Source organism: Robiginitalea sp. SC105 (genome assembly GCF_014243345.1).
Taxonomy (GTDB): Bacteria; Bacteroidota; Bacteroidia; order Flavobacteriales; family Flavobacteriaceae; genus Robiginitalea.
The window spans coordinates 1,329,562-1,349,453 of record NZ_JACLZF010000002.1 but is presented as its reverse complement, the minus strand read 5'-3'; the positions used below and the strand labels follow the sequence as shown (position 1 = coordinate 1,349,453).

21 protein-coding genes are annotated in these 19,892 nt (G+C 55.5%); 4 read left to right on the top strand and 17 right to left on the bottom strand.

Annotation, left to right across the window (positions count from 1 at the left end; translation table 11 throughout):
- Positions 1-498: a hydrolase gene (locus H7F20_RS15055; protein ID WP_185786987.1), complete on the top strand. Its 498-nt coding sequence runs from the start codon at positions 1-3 to the stop codon at positions 496-498.
- Here the strand turns inward: H7F20_RS15055 and H7F20_RS15050 are convergent.
- From H7F20_RS15050 to H7F20_RS15015, 8 genes are all read right to left on the bottom strand, one after another.
- Positions 492-1,151 (bottom strand): alpha/beta hydrolase, encoded by a 660-nt coding sequence (locus tag H7F20_RS15050; protein WP_185786986.1) that lies wholly within the window; start codon positions 1,149-1,151, stop codon positions 492-494. The two genes, H7F20_RS15055 and H7F20_RS15050, sit on opposite strands and share 7 nt — an antisense overlap.
- A gap of 4 nt (positions 1,152-1,155) precedes the next feature.
- Positions 1,156-1,512: a hypothetical protein gene (locus tag H7F20_RS15045; protein ID WP_185786985.1), complete on the bottom strand. Its 357-nt coding sequence runs from the start codon at positions 1,510-1,512 to the stop codon at positions 1,156-1,158.
- A complete protein-coding gene (locus tag H7F20_RS15040) occupies positions 1,513-2,766 on the bottom strand; it encodes a dihydroorotase family protein (protein WP_185786984.1) in 1,254 nt (417 codons plus the stop codon).
- Positions 2,763-4,679, bottom strand: coding sequence for a BatA domain-containing protein (locus tag H7F20_RS15035; RefSeq protein WP_185786983.1), 1,917 nt, complete (start codon positions 4,677-4,679; stop codon positions 2,763-2,765). The genes H7F20_RS15040 and H7F20_RS15035 overlap by 4 nt, the downstream gene beginning before the upstream one ends.
- 100 nt (positions 4,680-4,779) lie before the next feature.
- On the bottom strand, positions 4,780-5,787 hold the full coding sequence (locus H7F20_RS15030; protein WP_185786982.1) for a glycosyltransferase family 2 protein: 1,008 nt from the start codon (positions 5,785-5,787) through the stop codon (positions 4,780-4,782).
- Between the two features lie 73 nt (positions 5,788-5,860).
- On the bottom strand, positions 5,861-6,568 hold the full coding sequence (locus H7F20_RS15025; RefSeq protein WP_185786981.1) for an SGNH/GDSL hydrolase family protein: 708 nt from the start codon (positions 6,566-6,568) through the stop codon (positions 5,861-5,863).
- A gap of 93 nt (positions 6,569-6,661) precedes the next feature.
- Positions 6,662-7,240 (bottom strand): hypothetical protein, encoded by a 579-nt coding sequence (locus tag H7F20_RS15020; RefSeq protein ID WP_185786980.1) that lies wholly within the window; start codon positions 7,238-7,240, stop codon positions 6,662-6,664.
- Positions 7,241-7,354: 114 nt separating this feature from the next.
- The gene (locus tag H7F20_RS15015; protein WP_185786979.1) at positions 7,355-8,845 is read right to left on the bottom strand and encodes a S10 family peptidase; all 1,491 of its coding nucleotides are present in this window, start codon (positions 8,843-8,845) and stop codon (positions 7,355-7,357) included.
- A gap of 133 nt (positions 8,846-8,978) precedes the next feature.
- Here H7F20_RS15015 and H7F20_RS15010 point away from each other — a divergent pair, with 133 nt between their 5' ends.
- Positions 8,979-10,118, top strand: coding sequence for a Gfo/Idh/MocA family protein (locus tag H7F20_RS15010; protein WP_185786978.1), 1,140 nt, complete (start codon positions 8,979-8,981; stop codon positions 10,116-10,118).
- Between the two features lie 73 nt (positions 10,119-10,191).
- On the opposite strand, the gene H7F20_RS15005 is transcribed toward H7F20_RS15010, so the two are convergent.
- Together H7F20_RS15005 and H7F20_RS15000 are read right to left on the bottom strand one after the other, a co-directional pair.
- Positions 10,192-10,980, bottom strand: coding sequence for a TIGR02757 family protein (locus tag H7F20_RS15005; protein ID WP_185786977.1), 789 nt, complete (start codon positions 10,978-10,980; stop codon positions 10,192-10,194).
- A 40-nt stretch (positions 10,981-11,020) separates the two neighbouring features.
- Positions 11,021-11,683 carry an ABC transporter ATP-binding protein gene (locus H7F20_RS15000; RefSeq protein WP_185786976.1) on the bottom strand — a complete coding sequence of 221 codons (663 nt, stop codon included), beginning with the start codon at positions 11,681-11,683 and terminating at the stop codon, positions 11,021-11,023.
- A 127-nt stretch (positions 11,684-11,810) separates the two neighbouring features.
- On the opposite strand from H7F20_RS15000, the gene folE reads away from it, so the two are divergent.
- Together folE and H7F20_RS14990 are read left to right on the top strand one after the other, a co-directional pair.
- Positions 11,811-12,407, top strand: a complete 597-nt coding sequence (gene folE, locus H7F20_RS14995; protein ID WP_185786975.1) for a GTP cyclohydrolase I FolE — start codon at positions 11,811-11,813, stop codon at positions 12,405-12,407.
- 13 nt (positions 12,408-12,420) lie between these two features.
- Complete coding sequence (locus H7F20_RS14990) at positions 12,421-12,702, top strand: hypothetical protein (RefSeq protein ID WP_185786974.1); 282 nt, start codon at positions 12,421-12,423, stop codon at positions 12,700-12,702.
- Between the two features lie 18 nt (positions 12,703-12,720).
- On the opposite strand, the gene H7F20_RS14985 is transcribed toward H7F20_RS14990, so the two are convergent.
- From H7F20_RS14985 to serC, 7 genes are all read right to left on the bottom strand, one after another.
- Complete coding sequence (locus H7F20_RS14985) at positions 12,721-13,275, bottom strand: type 1 periplasmic binding fold superfamily protein (protein ID WP_185786973.1); 555 nt, start codon at positions 13,273-13,275, stop codon at positions 12,721-12,723.
- Positions 13,276-13,300: 25 nt separating this feature from the next.
- Complete coding sequence (locus H7F20_RS14980; protein WP_185786972.1) at positions 13,301-15,706, bottom strand: TonB-dependent receptor domain-containing protein; 2,406 nt, start codon at positions 15,704-15,706, stop codon at positions 13,301-13,303.
- Between the two features lie 494 nt (positions 15,707-16,200).
- Positions 16,201-16,518 carry a DUF6787 family protein gene (locus H7F20_RS14975; RefSeq protein ID WP_185786971.1) on the bottom strand — a complete coding sequence of 106 codons (318 nt, stop codon included), beginning with the start codon at positions 16,516-16,518 and terminating at the stop codon, positions 16,201-16,203.
- A gap of 30 nt (positions 16,519-16,548) precedes the next feature.
- Entirely contained in the window at positions 16,549-17,001 is a 453-nt protein-coding gene (locus tag H7F20_RS14970) for a DUF6146 family protein (protein WP_185786970.1), read from the bottom strand.
- Between the two features lie 78 nt (positions 17,002-17,079).
- A complete protein-coding gene (locus tag H7F20_RS14965) occupies positions 17,080-17,715 on the bottom strand; it encodes a DUF937 domain-containing protein (RefSeq protein WP_185786969.1) in 636 nt (211 codons plus the stop codon).
- A gap of 64 nt (positions 17,716-17,779) precedes the next feature.
- Complete coding sequence (locus H7F20_RS14960) at positions 17,780-18,739, bottom strand: NAD(P)-dependent oxidoreductase (RefSeq protein WP_185787183.1); 960 nt, start codon at positions 18,737-18,739, stop codon at positions 17,780-17,782.
- A gap of 40 nt (positions 18,740-18,779) precedes the next feature.
- A complete protein-coding gene (gene serC, locus H7F20_RS14955; RefSeq protein ID WP_185786968.1) occupies positions 18,780-19,844 on the bottom strand; it encodes a 3-phosphoserine/phosphohydroxythreonine transaminase in 1,065 nt (354 codons plus the stop codon).
- Between the last annotated feature and the right edge of the window lie 48 nt (positions 19,845-19,892).

Below are 19,892 nucleotides of genomic sequence, written 5' to 3'. Positions count from 1 at the left end.
ATGCAAAAGAAGATCTACCTCTACCTGTTCCTGTTTGCCGCACTGATAGCGCTGTACCTGGCCTTCAGCGGGAATCGGAGGCTGGCGAGCAGCGTGGCCGAAAACCGTTCCCTGGAAACACGGGTAACCCAATTGGAGGATTCCCTTGAAGCCTCCCGCCTGGAGGTACTGGACATGCAGTATTTCAGCCTGGAGAACAACGACGATGCCCTGGCCTATTACGACCACCTGGAGCTCTCCGACCCGGCGCGGTATATTGCGGATAAATTACTGGAAACCAATGAACCCAGGGGGGACAATCCGTTGGTTCCCTACGAGGGGATGGAAAATGATTTCAAAATCAATAAGATCAAGGTGCTCAACCACCGCTGGATCCTGGCCGATTTTTCGGATGGGAAATTCTGGGGGGAACTCCTTATCGAATACTACCTGAAGGACGACCTGGGGATCGATTTTACGGTCCTCGACCACTTTTTGTATACCCGCAGCGATCAGTAGCGCCCGGTGAGCCACTTGCGGAAGGACCGGAAATTATCCGGACTAACGCCGTGGCCCACGGGAAATTCCTCGAAGGTGTTGTCAATTTGCAGGGCATCCAGGAATCCGGGAACCTGTTGGGCCCATGCCGGCGGGATGACCATGTCCAGCTGGCCGTGTGAGGCGTATACCTGCAGGTGGCTGTGATCCTTGTCTTTGTAGTCCGGCACCAGCATCTCCGGGACGATGTAGCCGCTCAGACCGACCACATTTTTAAAGTTTGCGGGGTAGGAGAGGGCCAGGGCGTAGCTGAGGATGGTGCCCTGGCTAAAGCCCAACAGATTGACACGACCCGCATCCAGGCCGTAGGCAGGGATGGCTGAGGCGATGAATTTCATGACAGCCTCCCGGGACTTTACAGCCTGCTCGATATCGTTCCATTTTCCCCGCTCCGCGGAAAAGTCGATGGCATACCAGGCGTGGCCGAATGGTTCCAGGTCATAAGGTGCCTGGAGGGAGAGAATGCAGAGGTCTTCGGGCAGGTCATTTGCAAACGAAAACAGGTCTTCCTCGTTGCTGCCGTATCCATGCAACATGAACAGGGCCGGGGCAGGCTTGTCGGAGGAGGCCGCAGGCCGCACAAGGTGTTCCAGGTTCAGGGATTTTGTTTTCATGGTATCAGGAAATAAATGTAAACCAGCGCTGGAAAGCCGATCCTACCAAAGGTACGAGTCGCTGCCTTCCCTGCAAGGCCCCGGTGAAACCATAAATCCAGAGCACGAAATACCCGGCGTAGAGCCCCAGCCAGACAGAGTAAAAAATCAAAAAGGGCATTCCGGCAAAAAGTTCAAAAACCAGGCTCACGACCAGCGCACTCAGGATAAATGCCACATGTAGTCCAAAAGCCTGACGTGCGTGGAAGCGCCCGAAGGCATATTTCGGTTCGGCATTCATGGTGATGGCAATCAGGGCACCCACCAGGGTAAGGTAGGCGATTACCGCGATGGTCTTCGCAGGGGCAGGGGGATTTTGCATCTACAGGTTGGTTTTGCCTCCGACAACCACCCCATAGGCTTTCCCAAGCAATTTCGCGCCCAGGAACATGGAGTTTTTGGAAGTCGATTGGAGGTCCGATTCGTCCAGGCGGTATTCCAGGTCCGGGTCAAACAGGGTAAGCAGGGCCCGTTCCCCTTCCCGCAGCCCGGGTTGCGGGATACCGAAGCGGCCCCGGCCCTTGGTGAGCAGGGCCACGGCCTGGTCCGTCCCGAACAGGCGGTTCAGGATGCCAAAGGCGGATTCCAGCCCCAGGGTCCCAAAGGCAGCCCGATCGAATTCCAGCCGTTTTTCCTCAATGTCTATCGGGCTGTGGTCCGTGGTCACAAAATCGATGGTTCCGTCCTGAAGCGCCTTTTGAAGGGCCTTGGTGTCTCGCGGCGTTCGAAGGGGCGGCAGCACCTTGTACACACTGTCAAAAGACTCCAGTTCCCTGTCGGTATAGTAGAGGTTGTGAACCGCGACGCTGCAGGTGACATCCAGGCCTTTTTTCTTGGCATCTGCGATCAGGGCCACGGATCGGGCCGAAGAAACCAGCGGTATGTGCAGGCTTCCGCCTGTATATTGCAGGATGGCCAGGTCCCGAACTACCTGTAATTCTTCCGCGAGGTCCGGGATACCCCTCAGGCCAAGCCGTACGGAAACCTCCCCTTCGTGCATCTGTCCGTTACGGCCCAGGTGCCCATCCAGCGGGAAGGAGTGGACCAGGCCGTTGAATCCCTGGGCATACAGGAGGGCGAGTTTGAGCAGGTTTGGGTTGGAAATGGCGTGTTTGTAATCGCTGAAGGCAACGGCACCGGCCCCGTGCATATCGAAGAGTTCTGCCAGGTCTTCACCTCCGGCACCCATGCTGAGCGCCCCCATCGGGAAAAGCTCGGTGACCGAGTTCCTGGAGGCTTCCCGCAAAAACACAATGTCCCCACTGGTATCCGGTACCGGCCGGGTGTTTGAATTCAGTACGATCCCCGTAAATCCGGAAGCAGCCGCAACGGCCAATCCATTTGAGATGGTCTCACGCTCTTCAAAACCGGGTTCCCCAAAACTCACGCTTGTGTCAAACCAGCCCCGGGATACATGTAGGTTGGGCAGGGAAATCGAACGGCATTTGGCAGGGGGGTCGATCCGGGAGGCAATCTTGCTGATCCGGCCATTCTCAATGAGGATATCCCTTTTTTTCCGGTTTAGGCCGGGTTGGCTTGCATCCAGGAGGATAGCCGATTTTAGGAGTAGGGTCATCGAATGGTTTTTTGGAGAATCGCTTCTGCCAGGACGAATAACAGCGCTAAAATAACAAACCATTTCCAAAGTGCCGTTATACGGGTATCATTTTGGTAACGGGCAACCAGCGCCTCTGAGTCCTCATGCACGGTTACGAAATCGGGAAACTCCGGCGGAGGGTAGAGTCCCTGGCTTTCAGTCCTCGGGTAATTGAAACTCACCATGGGTCCGGGGTTGTCGTCCTGGAATACGGTAAAATTCCCGTCCACCCTGGGCTCGTCCCCGAAAAGCAACCTTGTTTTGCGGGCAAACGCCTGTTGGCGCGGGATGAATTCATAGTCGGGGCCCCTGAGTGTAAAAATTCGGTCTTCATCCAGGCGCTGGTCCAGTTCCATCTCAGAAGGCGTGCCGATGGTATAATACAAATCCGGATAGGGCAGGCTGCTTTTTCCAATTGCGTAAAGTGTGGGGACGATCAGGGGGGATTGACGGAAATTGCTGTTCCCCGGGTTCAGTGCCGCCGTAAACAGGTAGCAGCTTGCATTGGCCGACAGGAAGGGGGCCCCATTCTGGAATCCGAGCACCGGGGCACCTGCTTCCAAAAGGGTATAATAGCTGCCGACGGAAGGATATTCGAAATTGGTGATTTCCCCTTCAAAGACATCCTGGTACAGGGGGTGCCCAAAGGAGATATCCGTGATGAGATTCCGGTTGCTTTCCCGGGACTGGATCCCCATGCCCAGCGGCCTGAGCAGCACATTGTAGTTGGCGGGCGACAGTTCCTCTGCGGGGATTACCAACAGGTTCCCGCCTTCCCGAACAAAGGTTACCAGCAATCGCGCAAGGGGTTGGGGGATATCCGCAACCTCGTTGAGTATGATCAGGTGCTGGGACTCCAGCACGGCGTAGTCTGCTTCCTGCATCCGGCTCCACTGGAATTCAAACTCATCTTCCGTGTAAATCCGTCGCAGGTAGTCCCAGGGGCCCGGACCCAGGCTGAACACACGGATCTTCGGGGGGCGGTCCAGGTTGAAATACAGGTTGTTGTCGTATTCCAGGCCTTCGTCCAGCACCCGGATGGATCCCTGGACAGATTGTTCAACCGGGAGGCTGAATACCGCGGTGGCCCGGCCATCCTCCCCGATTTCTGGTGCGCTTTTTGCCAGCAGGGTATCCCCGTTAAACAGGGACAGGGGTTTGTTACGCGTCGTGTCATCAAGAGAAACCCCGACCTCCAGCTCTACAATTTCAGCACTCCGGCTTCGGACAAATGCAGTATCTACAGACAGGTTGTAGCGGTTTTCAGGTCTCACGGGAAGCACGTGGATACGTGGCATCCCGGTGGTATCGGAGATTGCGAGACCGGGATCCTGGAAGTCCGAGATCATCCACAATTCGCGGATGGGATTTTCATCCCGTGAAAACAGGTCCCTGGCCTGGAGCAAAATCGAGGTGGCATCCACCTGCTGGTAGGTAAAGGAGAGGCCCAGCAGGGATTCCCTCAGCGATCCCAGGCTGCGCCTGCTGAACTGCTCGGTGTTTGTCAGCAAAGCGCACTCAAAATCGGCAGGCAGCTGCTGCAGCAGGTCCTGCACCGCGTTTTGAAGCAGGCTGGCCCGTTCTTCCGGGGCCTGCATGCTGAAGGAATTATCAATATAGAGGGTGATTTCCCTTTCCTCTCCGGCATCTTCCCGGGCAAAAAAGGGTTGGGCAAAGGCCAGAACCAGGGCCCCCACCAGGCCGAGCCGGCAAATCAGGAGCAGCCATTTTTTGATCTCGCTGCTGCGGTTGGCCTCCACAACCAGGCGCTGGAGGAGGCGGACATTGGTAAAGGCGGTTTTGCGGTAACGGCGGAGTCGCAGCAGGTGTATCAGGATCGGGATGATCAGCAGGAGCAGACCCCATAGCATTTCCGGATACTTCAGCAGCATAGTGGTAATTGATTGCCCAAATATAGCCAATTCGCGTGGTCCCCCGCCCCGGGGGATCCCTAAACTATTGATAAAAACCCATAGCCTGTGGGGAGGGCATTCAGCAGAAAAAGAAGGTGCTTTCCCCCGGAGTTTTCAGGTGATCCTGCAGGTAGGCACGGATTTCCTTCTGCGCCAGTTGGTTGGCAACGGTAATGATGCTCTGTGGGTTTTTGATGCCCGGCAGGACCCGGTAATCCTCGAGTCGTATCCCGTAAATGCGTTTTCCAATCTTCCTGGGGTTGTCGCACACCCAGCGAAAGGGTTGTCCCGCCCTTTTGAGGAGGCGGGCCACTTTTTTTCCTTTGAATCCAGCCCCCCAAACGATTAACGGGCGGTCAGCGTCCCGGTCCAGGGAGAGGAAATAGTGGGTTTTGATCTCCAGGAAATAGTTCTGGGCGTAGTGCTCGGAGTTCCTGGAAGTTCGCTCGTTGTAGTCCCTCCAGAACAACAGGACATCGGAAACCGGCAGGCAGGTGAGCCCCTCCCTGTAAAATCGAAAAGCCAGGTCGTAATCCTCCGGGTAGCGGTCCGGGCGGAAGGCGCCGCACCGTTCCAGGTCATCCCGCCAGACCATCCAGCAGGGGGAAGGGATCACGCATTCTTTATAGATCTCTGAAAAATTCGCCCCTTCCCGCGTCAGGCCGTTGAGCCAGGACTCATAGCGCGCATATCCGTCCGAAATGCCCCGGTTTGAAAAATAGCGCACCAGCCCCAGGGCCAGGTGGCCGGGTCCGGACTGTTGCAGCTGTCCGGCCATGGTACTGAGCCGGTTTACGGCCATCCGGTCGTCCGAGTCCATCCGGGTTACAAGGGCGCCTGAGCTCGCTGCATAGGCCTGCCTGAGCGCTGGTATGATGCCGGATCCCGGGTTGTCCGTGACCCGTACCCTGCCGTCTTCCCCAGCTACTTTTTCCAGGATTTGCCGGCTGGTATCCGTGGAGTGGTCATCTACCGCCAGGAGTTCCCAGTTGCCGTAGTCCTGCGCGCGGATGGAGGCCAGGCATTCCTCCAGGAATCGGGCCGTGTTCTTGAATGGCATCAGAATACTGACCAGGGGTCGTTCCATGCGATGGTTTCTTCCGGTGGGCCCGCACGGGCCTTTCTGTTATTGCCTTGGCTGGTGTTGGATCGGCTTCGGCCTAGCGGCCGGCCCTTCTGGCCAGGGCCTTGTCGATGGCGGCTTCCACCAGGGGTCCCATGATCTGGTAGCCCTTGACGGTGGGATGGACCTCGTCGGTTGCCAGGGTTTTGTCCAGTCCGTTCCGCGAATCTGCCATTACCGAGAAATAATCCAGGTAGACGATTCCGGACAGGTCGGCGTAGTTCTTGATCATGGCATTGAGCCTGGGGATTTTCACGTTGGGCTCCAAACCGGGCCTCCAGGGGTAATCGTAAGCCGGAAGCACGGACGAAAGTACGGGTTCCACCCCGTTGGCCAGGGCCAGTTCGGCCATGGATTTGAGGTTGTCCAGTATCTGCTGCAACGTCATGGGTCCGGTATTCCCCGCAATGTCATTCGTTCCCGCAAGGATCACGACTACTTTGGGGTTCAGGTCCAGTACGTCCTGCCGGAAACGCAGCAGCATCTGGGGGGTGGTCTGGCCACTGATTCCCCGGTTCACATAGGGTTTGTTCTCGAAAAACTCGGGCACGGCATGCAGCCAGCCAATGGTGATCGAATTCCCCATAAAGACCACCCGGTCTTCATCCGGACCAGGGGGCGGCAGGGCCTCATTGGCCTCCCTGAAATGTTCCAGGTCTGGCCAGTCCTGGGCGAGCCCATTCTGGAGCCCCAGGATAGTCAGAAGGGAAAAAAACAATCGGCGGGTCGGATAATGGATATGCATTTTAACTGGATTAGGTTTCGGGTATCCGATGGGCTCACCGGGTCCCCATTAGCGTTTCATGCCCGTGTATGCCTGTGTTGGCAGTACCAGGGATTATTCGTTTTTCGGGGGGGTGATCATGATATGGGCGCGGTGCGTTCCCGGGTCCATCAGCCAGGCGTGGCCTGGCGGGGTAGGGGTTGTGGGCAACCCGGTAGACGCCCCGGTGGCATAAGGCATGTAAAAGACATAACGCACATAGCCATCCTGGATTTCCCCGGACCCTTCAGCCACCGTACCGGTAAAGACACAAAGTGTGGCCTTGTCCGGCATGGGCAGTGTCCCGGCCTTTACCTCCGCTTCGCGGATGTCAAAAATTTCCTTTCCGTCCTTTCCCTGCTGGCGCAGTTCCCTGCCCCGGGCCATAAACGGGTCCAGGTCTTTGTGGTAGGCGGCTGTTGAAAACCGGTCATCCCCGGGGTCATCGGCCAGGGCGATATAATCGTTACTTCCCTGCCGGAGGGTCACCAGTGCCCCGGCCGGGTCGTACCCGTACACCGTCGCACCTTCTTTGTAATCCGATGGGACCGCCATCAGGGCGGTCTCGATTTGCCATTCCGCCGGGGGAATTTCCTGGGCGAAGCCCTGGGCAAGGCCGAAACCCGCCAGCAGGCAATACATCAATGTTTTCATGGACTGTTTATTTTACTGGTTACCGTGGGTTATTATCAGGCTGTGCGTTGCTTGCTGCCCGCAGGCTGTGCGTTGCTTGCCACCTGGATTAAACGGTCATTTTTGATGGCAGGATCAATATTTCGCACTTTTCCCATTGGCCTGTGTCCTTTGGATAAAGGCCCTTAGGTCGTCATTGGCCTGTTTGAGGTCTTCCCTCCGCAGATACATCATATGGCCGCTGCGGTATCCCTTGAATTCGAACCTGTCCTTCATCCGGCCGCTGGGGTCTACCTGCCACATGGTGTATTTCGCATTGAAATAGGTGGTGGCCCCGTCGTAATAGCCCGATTGCACCAATACGTTCAGGTAGGGGTTCTGTGCCATGGCCTGCCTGAGATCGTCCCGCGTGTTGTCATCCTCGTTGTTCCAGGGATGGACCGGGCCAAACATGTTGTACTTGATATCCGTTTTAAAGTTCAGCTCTTCCTGAAGGTAGTAATTGATGGCCGGCGTAAAGCTGTGGAGCCATGATGTGAGCTCGGAATTGTAATCCGGCCGCATCCCGGCCAGCATCTTGTCCATCCCCAGGTAGCGGCTGTCGAGCCTCCCCACCGTATAGCCGCCCTGTTCCCGGAGCAGCGCTTTCCAGAAAAAGGAGGTGGGGACATCCAGGTTCATGTCCAGGATGTCCTTTTTGTCCAGGCCGGAGTAATAGGACATCCGCTCGGCGATGGCCTCACGCTCCGAAGGGTTGATAAACCCGCCCTTTGCGATTGCCGGGATCAGCTTGTCAATGGTGAATGCCTCGGATTCCGGCAGGATTTCCAGCAGGTCTTTTTGCTGCAGGGCTGGCGGCAGGGCCTTGTGGTGCCAGGCCGCAGCAGTATAATACGGGAGGTTCAGGGCACTGCTGACCGGACCGCCCACACGGATTACCTTGTAATCGGCCGGAGAAACCATGATCACCCCGTTCAGGTACATCCATTGCTGGTTTTGCAGGGCCAGTGAAAGCCCCATTACCCGGGTCCCCCCGTAACTCTCCCCGATAATGTATTTGGGGGATCGCCAGCGGTTGTGACGGGTTACGAAGGTATTGAGCCATTCCGCCAGGTAGGTGATGTCGGCATTGATGCCAAAGAACATGTCCCGGTCCACTTCCTTGCCTTCCTCCGGGATCGTACGGGAATAGCCGGTATTGGCCGGGTTGACATAGACGATATCGGTGACATCCAGGACGGAGTTCGGGTTCGAATCCACGCCATAGGGCTGCACGGGATATCCCTCGTCATCGATTTTCAGGACCCTCGGGCCCGTGTAGGCCAGGTGCATCCAGACCGAACCGGATCCTGGACCTCCGTTGAAGGAGATCAGCAGGGGCCGGGATGCCCGGTCGCGGACGTTGTTGCGTGTATAATAGGTATAGTGGAGGGAAGCCACGGGTTCGCCGGTTTTGTTCCAGACTGGCTGGGTGCCTGTTTCGGCGGTGTATGAAATGTTTTCCCCGTTGATGGTCACGCTGTGCTGGGTGACCACCGTGGTATCGATGGGCAGCTTGCGTTGCTGTGCCTGTGCGGAAAGGCCCGGAAGGAGGAGTAATAGGAGGAGGCAGTAGTTTTTGATCATGTCGTCTTTGAATTAGCGAACTAAAAATAAGGCTTTTTGGAAAAGTCCCGGGCAAATACCGGGTATATTTCCGGGTTTGCAAATACCGGGTGGATTCGCCGGTTGTTTCTTACCTTTAGGAAAAATGTCACCAATGGAAAAAATGAGCCGCCGATCCTTCAGCAATAAGGTCTCCCAGGGCGTAGCCGGAACCGTCTTTTTGGGAAGCCTGCCCCTTAACTGTGCCATGGGCCCCGCAGCCAGAAGCCAGCAAAGCCTCGGGATTGCCCTGGTGGGGTTGGGAAGCTACAGCACCAACCAGCTGGCACCCGCCCTGGAACAAACGCAGCATTGCCACCTGGCGGGCATCGTGACGGGTACCCCTTCCAAGGCCAGGACCTGGATGCAGAAATACGATATTGAAGAGTCACACGTCTATAACTACGAGACTTTTGACCAGATCGCCAACGATGCCTCCGTGGATGCCGTTTATGTGGTCCTGCCCAATAGTATGCATGCGGAGTATGCCATCCGGGCTGCCCAGGCCGGGAAACATGTAATCTGTGAAAAGCCGATGGGCATCAGTGTGGCGGAATGCGATGCGATTATCGAGGCCTGCAGGAAGGCAGGTGTGAAACTGGGCATGGGATACCGGTTGCATTCAGAGCCCTATACACAGGAAATCAAACGCCTGGTGCGGGAAAAGACTTTCGGGGACGTTCGTTACGTCATGGGGGAGGCCGCCTATATTTCCAGGGGGAACCCCGACCAGTGGCGACTGAACAAAGCGCTTTCCGGTGGGGGCGCCCTCATGAACATGGGGGTCTACGCCGTCCAGAGCTGTATCTACGGCTGCGGGAAGAACCCGGTTGCAGTCAGCGCCCAGGAATTCAGCACCCGCCCCGATTATTTCAAGGATACCGATGAGACGATCCTGGCACAGCTGACATTCCCCGGGGGAATTGTAGGCTCGGTAATGACCTCCCACAACGCCAACGCCAACCGGTTATACGCCTCCTGCGACTCGGGCTGGTTTGAATTGAACCCCGCAAACAACTACGGCCCGCTGAGTGGTCGGACGTCCTCCGGGCCCATCCAGTTCCCGCACGAATCCCAGCAAAAGCTGCAGATGGACGATTTTGCGCTCCATGTACTGGAAGGAGCCCCCAACCGGGCCCCGGGAGAAATGGGGAAACGCGATATGATCATTGTGGAGGCCATCTACCGCTCCATCCGTGAAGGGGGGCGTACCATCCCGCTGGACATCCCCCAGGACTATGGGTTCGGGGGATAAACCGGTCATTTCTGCAAGCCCTTCCAGGTTGCAGTGATTTTGTCCTTTAAGGAGTGCCTGCTGCGGGTCACAGCTATCGGTCCGGGTCTTTGCGGGTTGACGGGAAGCCTTCGAATACCCCCAGGCCAAAAAGGGCAAAGTCGTATTTAACAGGGTCCGCCGGGTCCAGCTTCCGCAGGGAACGATCCAGTTCCGCTACGGCTTTTGCGTCGTTCTGCTTCCGCTTGAGCAACCCCAGCGCGCGGGCCACCTTGCCGCTGTGGACGTCCAGGGGGCAGGAGAGGAGGGAAGGGCTGATGGAATCCCAGAGGCCAAAATCCACACCGGCTTCCGGGGGGCGCACCATCCAGCGCAGGAACATGTTCAGCCGTTTGGCAGCCGATCCGCGCCCGGGGTCCGAGAAATGCTTCCGGGTACGCGCTGCATGGGGGATCTCAAAAAAATGTTCCCGGACCTTTCCGATGGCAGGCTGCATGCCCAGAGAGGCATACCGGGTAAACAGGCTTTCCAGCCCCCCATGGTTTTGGTAAACATGCCTGAGGCAAAGGATAAAGGTTTTCAGGTCGGCGGCATTGAAAGTCCGGTGCACGAACCCCTGCAGGTTCCTGAAGTCCGCTTCCTTAGCCTGAAGCACAAAATCCAGGGGGGAATTCCCCATCAGCTCCATGAGGAGGCCGCCGCTGCGAATGATGCTCTTGCGGTTTCCCCAGGCAATGGTGGCTGCCAGGAACCCCGAGATTTCTATGTCTTCCTTCCGGTCGAATGCATGGGGGATCTGGATGGGGTCGGATTCCAGGAATTCCGGCCGTTGGTAATAGCGGACCTTGGCATCCAGGAATTCGCGTTTCTCGTTCAGGGTCATTGTCCCAGTGCTTTCGGATTAGACAGGATTGCCAGGGCGGCTATGTTTCGATTTGCCCGTCCACCATGGTCAGCATACGGTCTGCCATGCCGGCCAGTTCTTCATTATGCGTGACAATGACAAATGTCTGCCCGTAGGTATCCCGCAGCTCAAAGAACAATTGGTGCAGCCGGTCGGCGCTGGCCGAATCCAGATTGCCGCTCGGTTCGTCGGCCAGGACCACGGCCGGTTTGTTGATAAGCGCCCGGGCTACGGCTACCCGTTGCTGCTCCCCGCCCGAAAGCTGGGAAGGTTTGTGCCCGACCCGGTGAGACAATCCCAGGAAATCCATCAGTTCCCTGGCCTGAGCCTCAGCCTCCTTTCGGTCGGTGTTGCGGATAAATGCGGGGATGCAGACATTTTCCAAAGCTGTAAATTCCGGCAGCAGCTGGTGAAACTGGAAAATAAAACCGATTTGCTCATTGCGGAAACGGGCCATTTGCTTTTCGCCAAGGCCGGTGATGTCCTGGCCCGCTATGGAAATCCGGGTGTCGTACCCGGAAGCCGGAAGATCCAGGGTCCCGAGCAGCTGCAGCAGCGTGGTTTTTCCGGCTCCGGATGGCCCCACAACCGAAACGATCTCCGCCTTTTCGATTTCAAGGTCAACCCCTTTGAGGACCTCCAGGTTGCCGTAAAATTTGTGGATGTTCCTTGCGCTGATCATACTGTATACTTCCGGGGGCTGAAAGTAACCATTCGGGGAGAATCCACAAAATCCCGGAAGCTCGTCGCAACGGTCGAATGGACCAAAAACCGGTTTTTTTTTACCATCTTTAAAAAAAATTCACGCGATGCCCTACCGCCACCTGGAAGAATACAATATCGAAGTCACCCGCGAAGTGATGGACCACTATCGGCGAATCCTCACCGAAATCGGGGAGGAACCGGATCGGGAAGGCCTTGTAAAGACCCCGGAACGCGCCGCCAAGGCCATGTTGTTCCTCACGCAAGGGTACCGGCAGGATGCCGTCGAAATCCTGAAAGGCGCCATGTTCCGGGAATCCTACAGTGAAATGGTGCTCATCAAGGATATTGAGGTGTATTCCCTGTGCGAACACCACATGCTCCCGTTTTTTGGCAAGGCCCATGTCGCCTATATCCCGGATGGTCATATTGTGGGATTGAGCAAGATCCCGCGGGTAGTTGATGTGTTTGCCCGCAGGTTGCAGGTGCAGGAACGCCTTACGGACGATATCCTGGAGTGCATCAACACCACCCTGAAGCCAAAAGGGGTTGCCGTGGTAATCGAAGCCGCCCATATGTGCATGATGATGCGCGGGGTACAGAAGCAAAACTCTGTCACCACCACCTCGGGTTTCCGGGGGCAATTCGAGAAAATCGAAACCCGGAACGAGTTCCTTAAGCTCATCAGCTCGGAACTACACTGAATCCCCTCCGCTTATGAAAACGCTCATGGAAGGAAAAAGGAACAAACTCCTGCTGGGGCTGCTCTTCGACGGAATCGGCATGCTTTCCTACCTGTTGCCCGGGCTGGGCCCGGCGCTGGACCTCATCTGGGCACCCGTGGCCGGCTGGCTGATGACCCGATTGTATGCGGGTGTTGCCGGCCGGGCCGCAGGGTTTATCGCTTTTGCCGAAGAATTGTTGCCCGGCACGGATATCATCCCGTCCTTTACGCTGATGTGGATTTATACCTACCTGATCCGACGGGGCAAATCGTAAAATGCTGTAGGGGGGTACCTATTCTACAGTTACGGCAAAGGTTTGCGCCACATCGGTTTCCCCTCCTGCACCTGCAAGCGTTCCGTCGTTGGGTTTCAATGGCTCATGGCGCAGGGTAACCGATAAGGTGCCATTCCCCGCCACACCCGTTGCCAGTTCGAATAAAATCCCTACGGGGTTTCCGTTTTCGTCCTGGTCCGCATAGGAAACGGATGCAATACTTCCGGAGGTGCCGAAGATAAACTGGTGCTCAGCGGCTTCTGCCGCTACTTCGGTGGTGATGTTTTCAGCAGGTGTTTCGGTTTCATTGAGCAAAACGATGGAACCGTCGTAAACCGCATTTGCCGCCAGGTTTCCGGATGCGGTAACCTCGGGCGCATTGGGCCCGTCACCATCGAGATCCCTGGATTCAAGAACAATTGTACTGCCCCCTCCCTGCGGGACAAGAGTAACCGTTACCGTAGTGATGATCTCTTCTTCATTGACGGGTTCCGGAGCACCATCATCATTTGAACAAGAAGAAAGGAACAAGGAGATCGCTAGTAACAAAACAATGGATTGAATCTTTTTCATGATTAAAAGGGATTAAAAATTTGCGTTAATAATTCAATTTGACCTGGAGCATAATATTCCGGCCGACATTGTCGGCAAAAAATCGTTGGCGATTCAGGTAATCGCGGTACCGGCTGTTAAAAATATTGCTGGCGGACAATGAGGTCGTTAGCAGGGAGGCATTTCCAAGGTCAAACTCCATCTGTGTCCGAAACCCAAAAATCAGGTAGCCCCGGGGAGGCGTATTGATTTCAAGAAGCACCTCCTGCTGTTGCTCCGGAGAAAACACGAAGATGTTGGGGGGGAATTCGTTTTGCCGCAGGACCCAGTCGCCCCGCACCGAAAATTCAAACCCATTCCAGTCGTCCCTGAAGAAATTCAGCCGGTGCCAGAAATTAGCAGGGGGGATATTGATCAGGGCCTGGTCCCTTGAAGTGTCCTTTCCCTTGACCATGGCAAATCCGAGGTCGCTCCGGAAGGAGTCAGACCAGTTCACGTAGCCCGATCCGTCCATCCCCAGGAGGTATGCGTTGGTGGACCGGTATTCCCAAACGGGAAAGGCACCACGGATGGTGAATTCCACCCCGGTGGGTTCCAGCAGGATAAAATCGTTGATAAAATTGGCATAGGGCTCGAGGAGGAGCCCCCAGTCATCCTTACGGTATTCAAAGGAAGCAGCAAATTTATGCGAACTTTCGCTCCCGATCCGGAGGTCGCCCAGTTCGATACGGGCCGCCGAATGGTGCAGTCCGTCGCTGAAAAGTTCGGACGGGTTCGGTGCCCGCTGGGAAAGTGCATAATTGATTCGCAGCGAATGACGCAGGTCCCAGTCGTATTTCGTTCCCACGGAAAGGGAGATGTTGTGGTAATCAAACACGGGGTTTGTCAGCAATTGCGTCCCAAGGTCCTCTTTTACGAATTGCTGGAAATCCTCATCATAACCCCTTTCTTCCCAACGGGAGTTCTGATAGAATTTTTGTGCATCGATCCTCGAAAAATCGTATCGGACCCCACTGTCCAGGATCCATTTGCTGTTTAGCCGCAATTCGCCAATCAGAAACCCACCCAGGTCGTACTTTTCATAATCCGGAATAAGCCGGCGCACCCCGGTGGCGGGATTCGCAAAGTTGTCCTGGTAGCGCATCACCAGACCTGTGTGCAGCTCATACCGCGTGCTGGCATCCCATTTGAAATCCGTTGAGAAGGTATGGGTTGTCAGGTTCAGGTCGATGGATGGCGTGCCCCGGTCATCACCTACACGTACGTCGTATTCAAACCTGCGGTTGTCCTGAAAATCGTATTGCAGCTGCCATTTGCCAACCCCTTCGAACCTCCGGTAAAATTCGACTTTGCCCAGGTGGTGGGTGACTTCCTGCCGGGGCGAATCAAGATCATAGGTAAAGGGCCTGATTATCAATGGCTGCCCGCTGTTGATACTGCGGATCAGGTCGTCCACATTACCGATGTGGGAGGCCCTGAGAATGGCGATATCCGATTGGTAAATGGAATAACGCGCATTGAACCCCCACTCCAACTGCTGATTCCCGAATTGAAAATAGCCTGCCCGTTCCCGCATCCCGGTATTTGACAGCACATAGTCAGGGGCCTCCTGGTCCCCGAGGATTTTCAACGACCCCTGCCCGCGCACGAACCAGCCACTTTCGAAACTCCGCGTCAGGGAAGAGGCCAGGGTGCCCCCCCTGCCATTGGTTACCCCGCTGAGTAGGGTTTGGCCGTACAGGCTATCGGTGGCACGGACGCGTTCGGGTTCCATCACCACGACGCCCCCGATGGCATCGCCACCAAACTGCAGGGCCGACGCACCCTTAATGACAGAGACGGACCCTGCAGCATTAATGTCTACGTTCGGGGCGTGTTCGTCCCCCCATTCCATGTCCTGCATCCGTACCCCGTCGTTCAGGATAAGCACACGGCTGCCATTTAACCCGTGAATAACCGGTTTAACAATATTGGCACCGGTATTCAGGGAGGATACCCCATTTAATTCCTTGAGGGCGTCGCCCAAGGAAGCGGAACTGAAGCGTTCCAGCACATTCTTTTCCAGGGTGACCTCCTGGGCGGAATTTGTTTTATCCATGATCGCATCCCCGATCACATCTACCTCTTCCAGGAGTTCTACGTGGTGCTCGAGTTTGAAATCGAAGTTGGTGTCTGACGACAAGGTCAGCGGGTAGAGGGTGGTGCGGCATTCCGGATGGGAAATTTCTATCTCGTAGTCACCGGGGCAAAGCCCTGTGAAACGGTAAGTGCCGTCGATATCGGATACCGTGGCCTTATCCGTGTTGAGTAGCACCAGGGTAGCACCAACAAGCGGGCTTTTATCGTGAAAATCGATAACGGAACCCTGCAGCGCCAAACGACAATCCTGGGAGGACACACCCGTCGGAAGTCCCAAAGCAAGAATCAGGAAGACTAAAAATATATTTCTCATAAATCATTGTGAACTAGGTCATTGCTGCAATTATTACAGCATAAAAAAGACGATCTAGCACATTGATGGGGGAGGCCTCGAGAAAAAGGAGAATTGAAGGAACTGCAGGACGCCTGAGTCATTTACCCCAGTCAGTTCATTTCCCTGGAAGGGGATGGGAACGAAGGGCTGAAGCACTTGTTCCTCCGGGCCGTCGAATGCAACCTGTTGGCCCAACACGATCATTTTACACCATGAACATTCCTGAACTGAGGTTGCATTTGCGTCCTCGTGGGAGAAAACATGAACGGCCGAAATCTGGGCAACCACCAGAATCCCCAGAAATAGTAACGAAATGGAATATCTAAGCCTGTTCATTGTGCAGCAAATTTAACTAAGTAGCGGGAATCCATCCTGTTAATGAATTCATAATTTCCTGATCCGGGGGTTCCCGCCTGGAAGGATCGCGACCTGCTCCCTGTCCGAAATTTTCGTGCCGGAAGACTGCGCGCTTTTCAGGATATCAGAAATCCCAGGCCGAGGCGGGTAAGCATCTTTTTCTCGAAATTCCAGAAAAACCGGAACTGGCCGAAAAGCCAGCCGAAAGCAACCAGCAATACCTGGTAGAAGGGAAAAATCAGCAGCAGCCGCAATATCCAGTATGCCACGGGTTGCCAGGCCCCGCTGCCATCCCTTAGGGCATCCAGGCCAATCCAGTGAAGAAAAGGTTTTGCCACCCAGACCGATGCCGACCCGGTAATTGCGAAAACGAATAAAATCACTGCCAACTGAAAGTTGGATGCAATTCCCCAACGCTGCTTTAATTTTTTCATGCCCAATGGAAATGGCCGCAAAGATAATTATTATATCCTGGGCAACCATGGGCCCAGCCGCTGTTTGTACTTCCGCTGGAAGTAGATAAAGTAGTTGAATAGTTTATAATTCACCTCATAGCCATAGTCTACCTGCGGGTCGTAGTCTATCGGGAAAATATACAGGTCACCCCCTCCAAAGTCTGCAGGCTGCAGGGCCCTTTGGTTCCAGTTGGTGACATAGAGTTGGTTGCGGTTTTCGAGATATGTCTGGGAATAATAGCCCTCCGGTTTTGCAATGCTGACCAGCCAGTTGTAAAACCCCGGCTCGATAATGATGATCTCGTATTTGGATTCGGTATCCGCGATCCGGACGCTGTCTGGTTCGGTTTGGGAGAAGACCTCCCTTTCTTCAGGCTTAAGAGAAATTCCATCCTGAGCGGAACAGCTGGCAATCAATACAATGAACAGGCCAATCGCAAGTGATTGTATAATCAATTTCATATGGGCGTTTTAGTAGAAGATAACAAAAAACCGCCGGAGGTATTCCGGCGGTCCCGTTAAAATTTCCTAAAGGCAGGGCTATTTTCCAAAAAGACCCCCGAGCAGGCCGCCCAGTCCTCCTTTTTTCGATTGTTTACTGCCCAGTACCATGTCGGCCACGTCATCCAGAACACTGCCATCCCCGTCCGTATCGATCAGGCTTTCGATCAGGCTCTGGTTCCGGTGGGGCTGTCCCCCCAGCATGCTGCCGAGCAGCGTGTTGAGCCCTCCGGCATCTGAGACGTTGCTTTGCGCTTTTTGTCGCCCCAGAAAGCCCAGGATGATGGGAGCAGCCATCTGCAGGATGCTGGCAATGGCAGCGGGGTCCATGCCAGATTTTTGACTGAGTGCGCTTTCCACTGCCGGCTGTTTCCCTCCCAGTACATGCCGGAGGATACCGGCACCGTCCTGTTTCACGCTGGTGTCCAGGCCACCGCCGAATAGTCCGCCCAGATCCTCCAGGATCCCCCCTGTGTGCTTCGAGGACAGGGCATCCATGAGCCCTTTGGCACCTTCCGGCGAGGAGGCATTCTTTTTCATGGCCCCCAACAGCAAAGGCATGGCCATGCTGAGCACATCGGCAGTATCCTCCTCGGGTTCCCCCGACTCCTGGGATATGCCTTCGATCAGTTGTTTGCCCATTGGGCTGTTGAGTAATTCCAGAATTCCGGACATTGGTCTTGTATTTAAATAAAGTAAGGGGGGAAGATACGAAAAGTACCCAACTGATCCTCCAGGCTCAGTTAACTTTTTTCAGCAGGGAAGCTACCTGTTTGGCCAGGGACATGCCGATTCGCTCCTGTGCTTCCAGGGTGGACCCGCCAATGTGCGGGCTCAGGGAAACGTCCGGGTTCATGAGCAGGCGGATCCCGGGTTGGGGCTCCGATTCAAACACATCCAGGCCGGCAAACCGGAGGTGGCCTGAATCGAGGGCTTCCAACAGGGCCTGCTCATCGACCACGCCCCCCCTGGAGGTATTGATCAGGGCCGAACCCCTGGGCATCAGGCCGATTTCCCTTTTGCCGATCACCGGTTTTTCCTGGGCGGGGACATGCAGGGTTACAAAGTCGGACCGAGACAGGAGTTCCTCCAAACCGTACCCGCTGATCTCCAGGTCGTATTCCGCTCCCCCTGCAAACTCCAGGGTGAGGGTGGCCCGGTCCCGGTGCGTATCGTGGAAGCAAACCTCCATGCCAAGCCCGAGGCCGATCCGCGCCACCGCTTCGCCTATGCCGCCAAACCCGATGATGCCCAGTATTTTACCGCGGAGTTCCCTGCCTGAACTAAAGGATTTCTTCAATGAGCGAAAATTCGTGTCGCCTTCCAGGGGCATGTTCCGGTTGGATTCGTGCAGGTGCCGGGTCCCCCCAAGCAGGTGAGCAAAAACCAATTCCGCTACCGAATTGGCGGAGGCATTCGGGGTGTTGATCACGTGCAGGCCTTTCTTTCGGGCGTGGGCCACATCGATGTTATCCATGCCCACACCGGCCCTGCCGATCAGCAGTAAATCCGGGCAGGCATCGATCAGCTCCCTGCCTACCTGTGTGGCCGAACGCACCAGCAGTGCCCGGATTTTTTCCCTTTTCAGGAAAGGGGCCAGTTGCTCGGCGGCAACCCGGGTGGTAAGCACCTCGAATCCTGCCTGTTCCAGGTAGGCGACGGCTGGTCCGGCCAGGCCGTCATTGGCCAGTACACGCATCATATAATATGGGATTTTTGATATTTCGGACCGGGGCGCCTCACGCTTTCCGTTCCAGGTCGCTCATTACATCCACCAGGACGCCCACGCTTTCCAGGGGCAGCGCATTGTACATGGAGGCCCGGTACCCCCCTACGGAGCGGTGGCCATTGAGGCCATTTATCCCGGCTTCCTTCCACATCTTTTCAAACGTCTCCTTTAGCTTCGGTTCCGTAAGGTTGAAGGTGGCATTCATTGCAGAACGGTCCTCTTTGGCCGCATACCCCTCGAACAAAGGATTCAGGTCGATCTCCGAGTACAGGAGTTTCGCCTTTTTTGCGTTGATCTCATCGATGGCGGCAATTCCACCGAGGTCCCGCAGCCATTCCAGGGTCAGCAGGGAAGTGTAGACCGCGAACACCGGGGGCGTATTGAACATGCTTTCCTTTGAAATATGCACCTGGTAATCGAGCATGGAGGGGATCTTCCGGCTGACCTTTCCCAGGATATCGGACTTTACTACGACCAGGGTGGTCCCAGCCGGGCCCATGTTCTTTTGGGCTCCGGCATAAATCAGGTCAAAGCGGGAATAATCGAGTTTGCGGGAGAAGATATCTGAACTCATATCGGCAACCAGGGGGGCATCCGTTTCCGGAAATGCCTGGAACTGCGTGCCGAAGATCGTATTGTTGGTGGTCAGGTGCAGATAATCCAGCCCTTTGGGTATATTGTAACCCTTGGGGATGTTTTTAAACCCTGTTTCCTTGGAGGAGGCAAGTTCCAGCACTTCCCCGAACAACCGGGCTTCCTTGATGGCCTTGTCGCTCCAGGTACCCGTGTTGACATATCCCGCCCGTTTCTCCAGCAGGTTCATGGCCACCATCAGGAATTCCAGGCTGGCGCCCCCCTGCAGGAAGAGGGCCTCATAGCCTTTGCCGGAAAGCCCCATCAATTCGAGGACCAGGTTCCGGGCCTTTTCCATGATTTCGACAAAAGCAGCACTCCTATGGGATATTTCGATCAGGGAGAGGCCGGAGCCGTCGAGTTCCACAACCGATGCGGCAGCTTTCTTTAATACAACTTCCGGCAGGATGCACGGGCCGGCACTGAAATTATGTTTTTTCATCAAAAAGGATTTTCCGGTAGGGGAATTATGTTCCCGGCAAAAATAAAC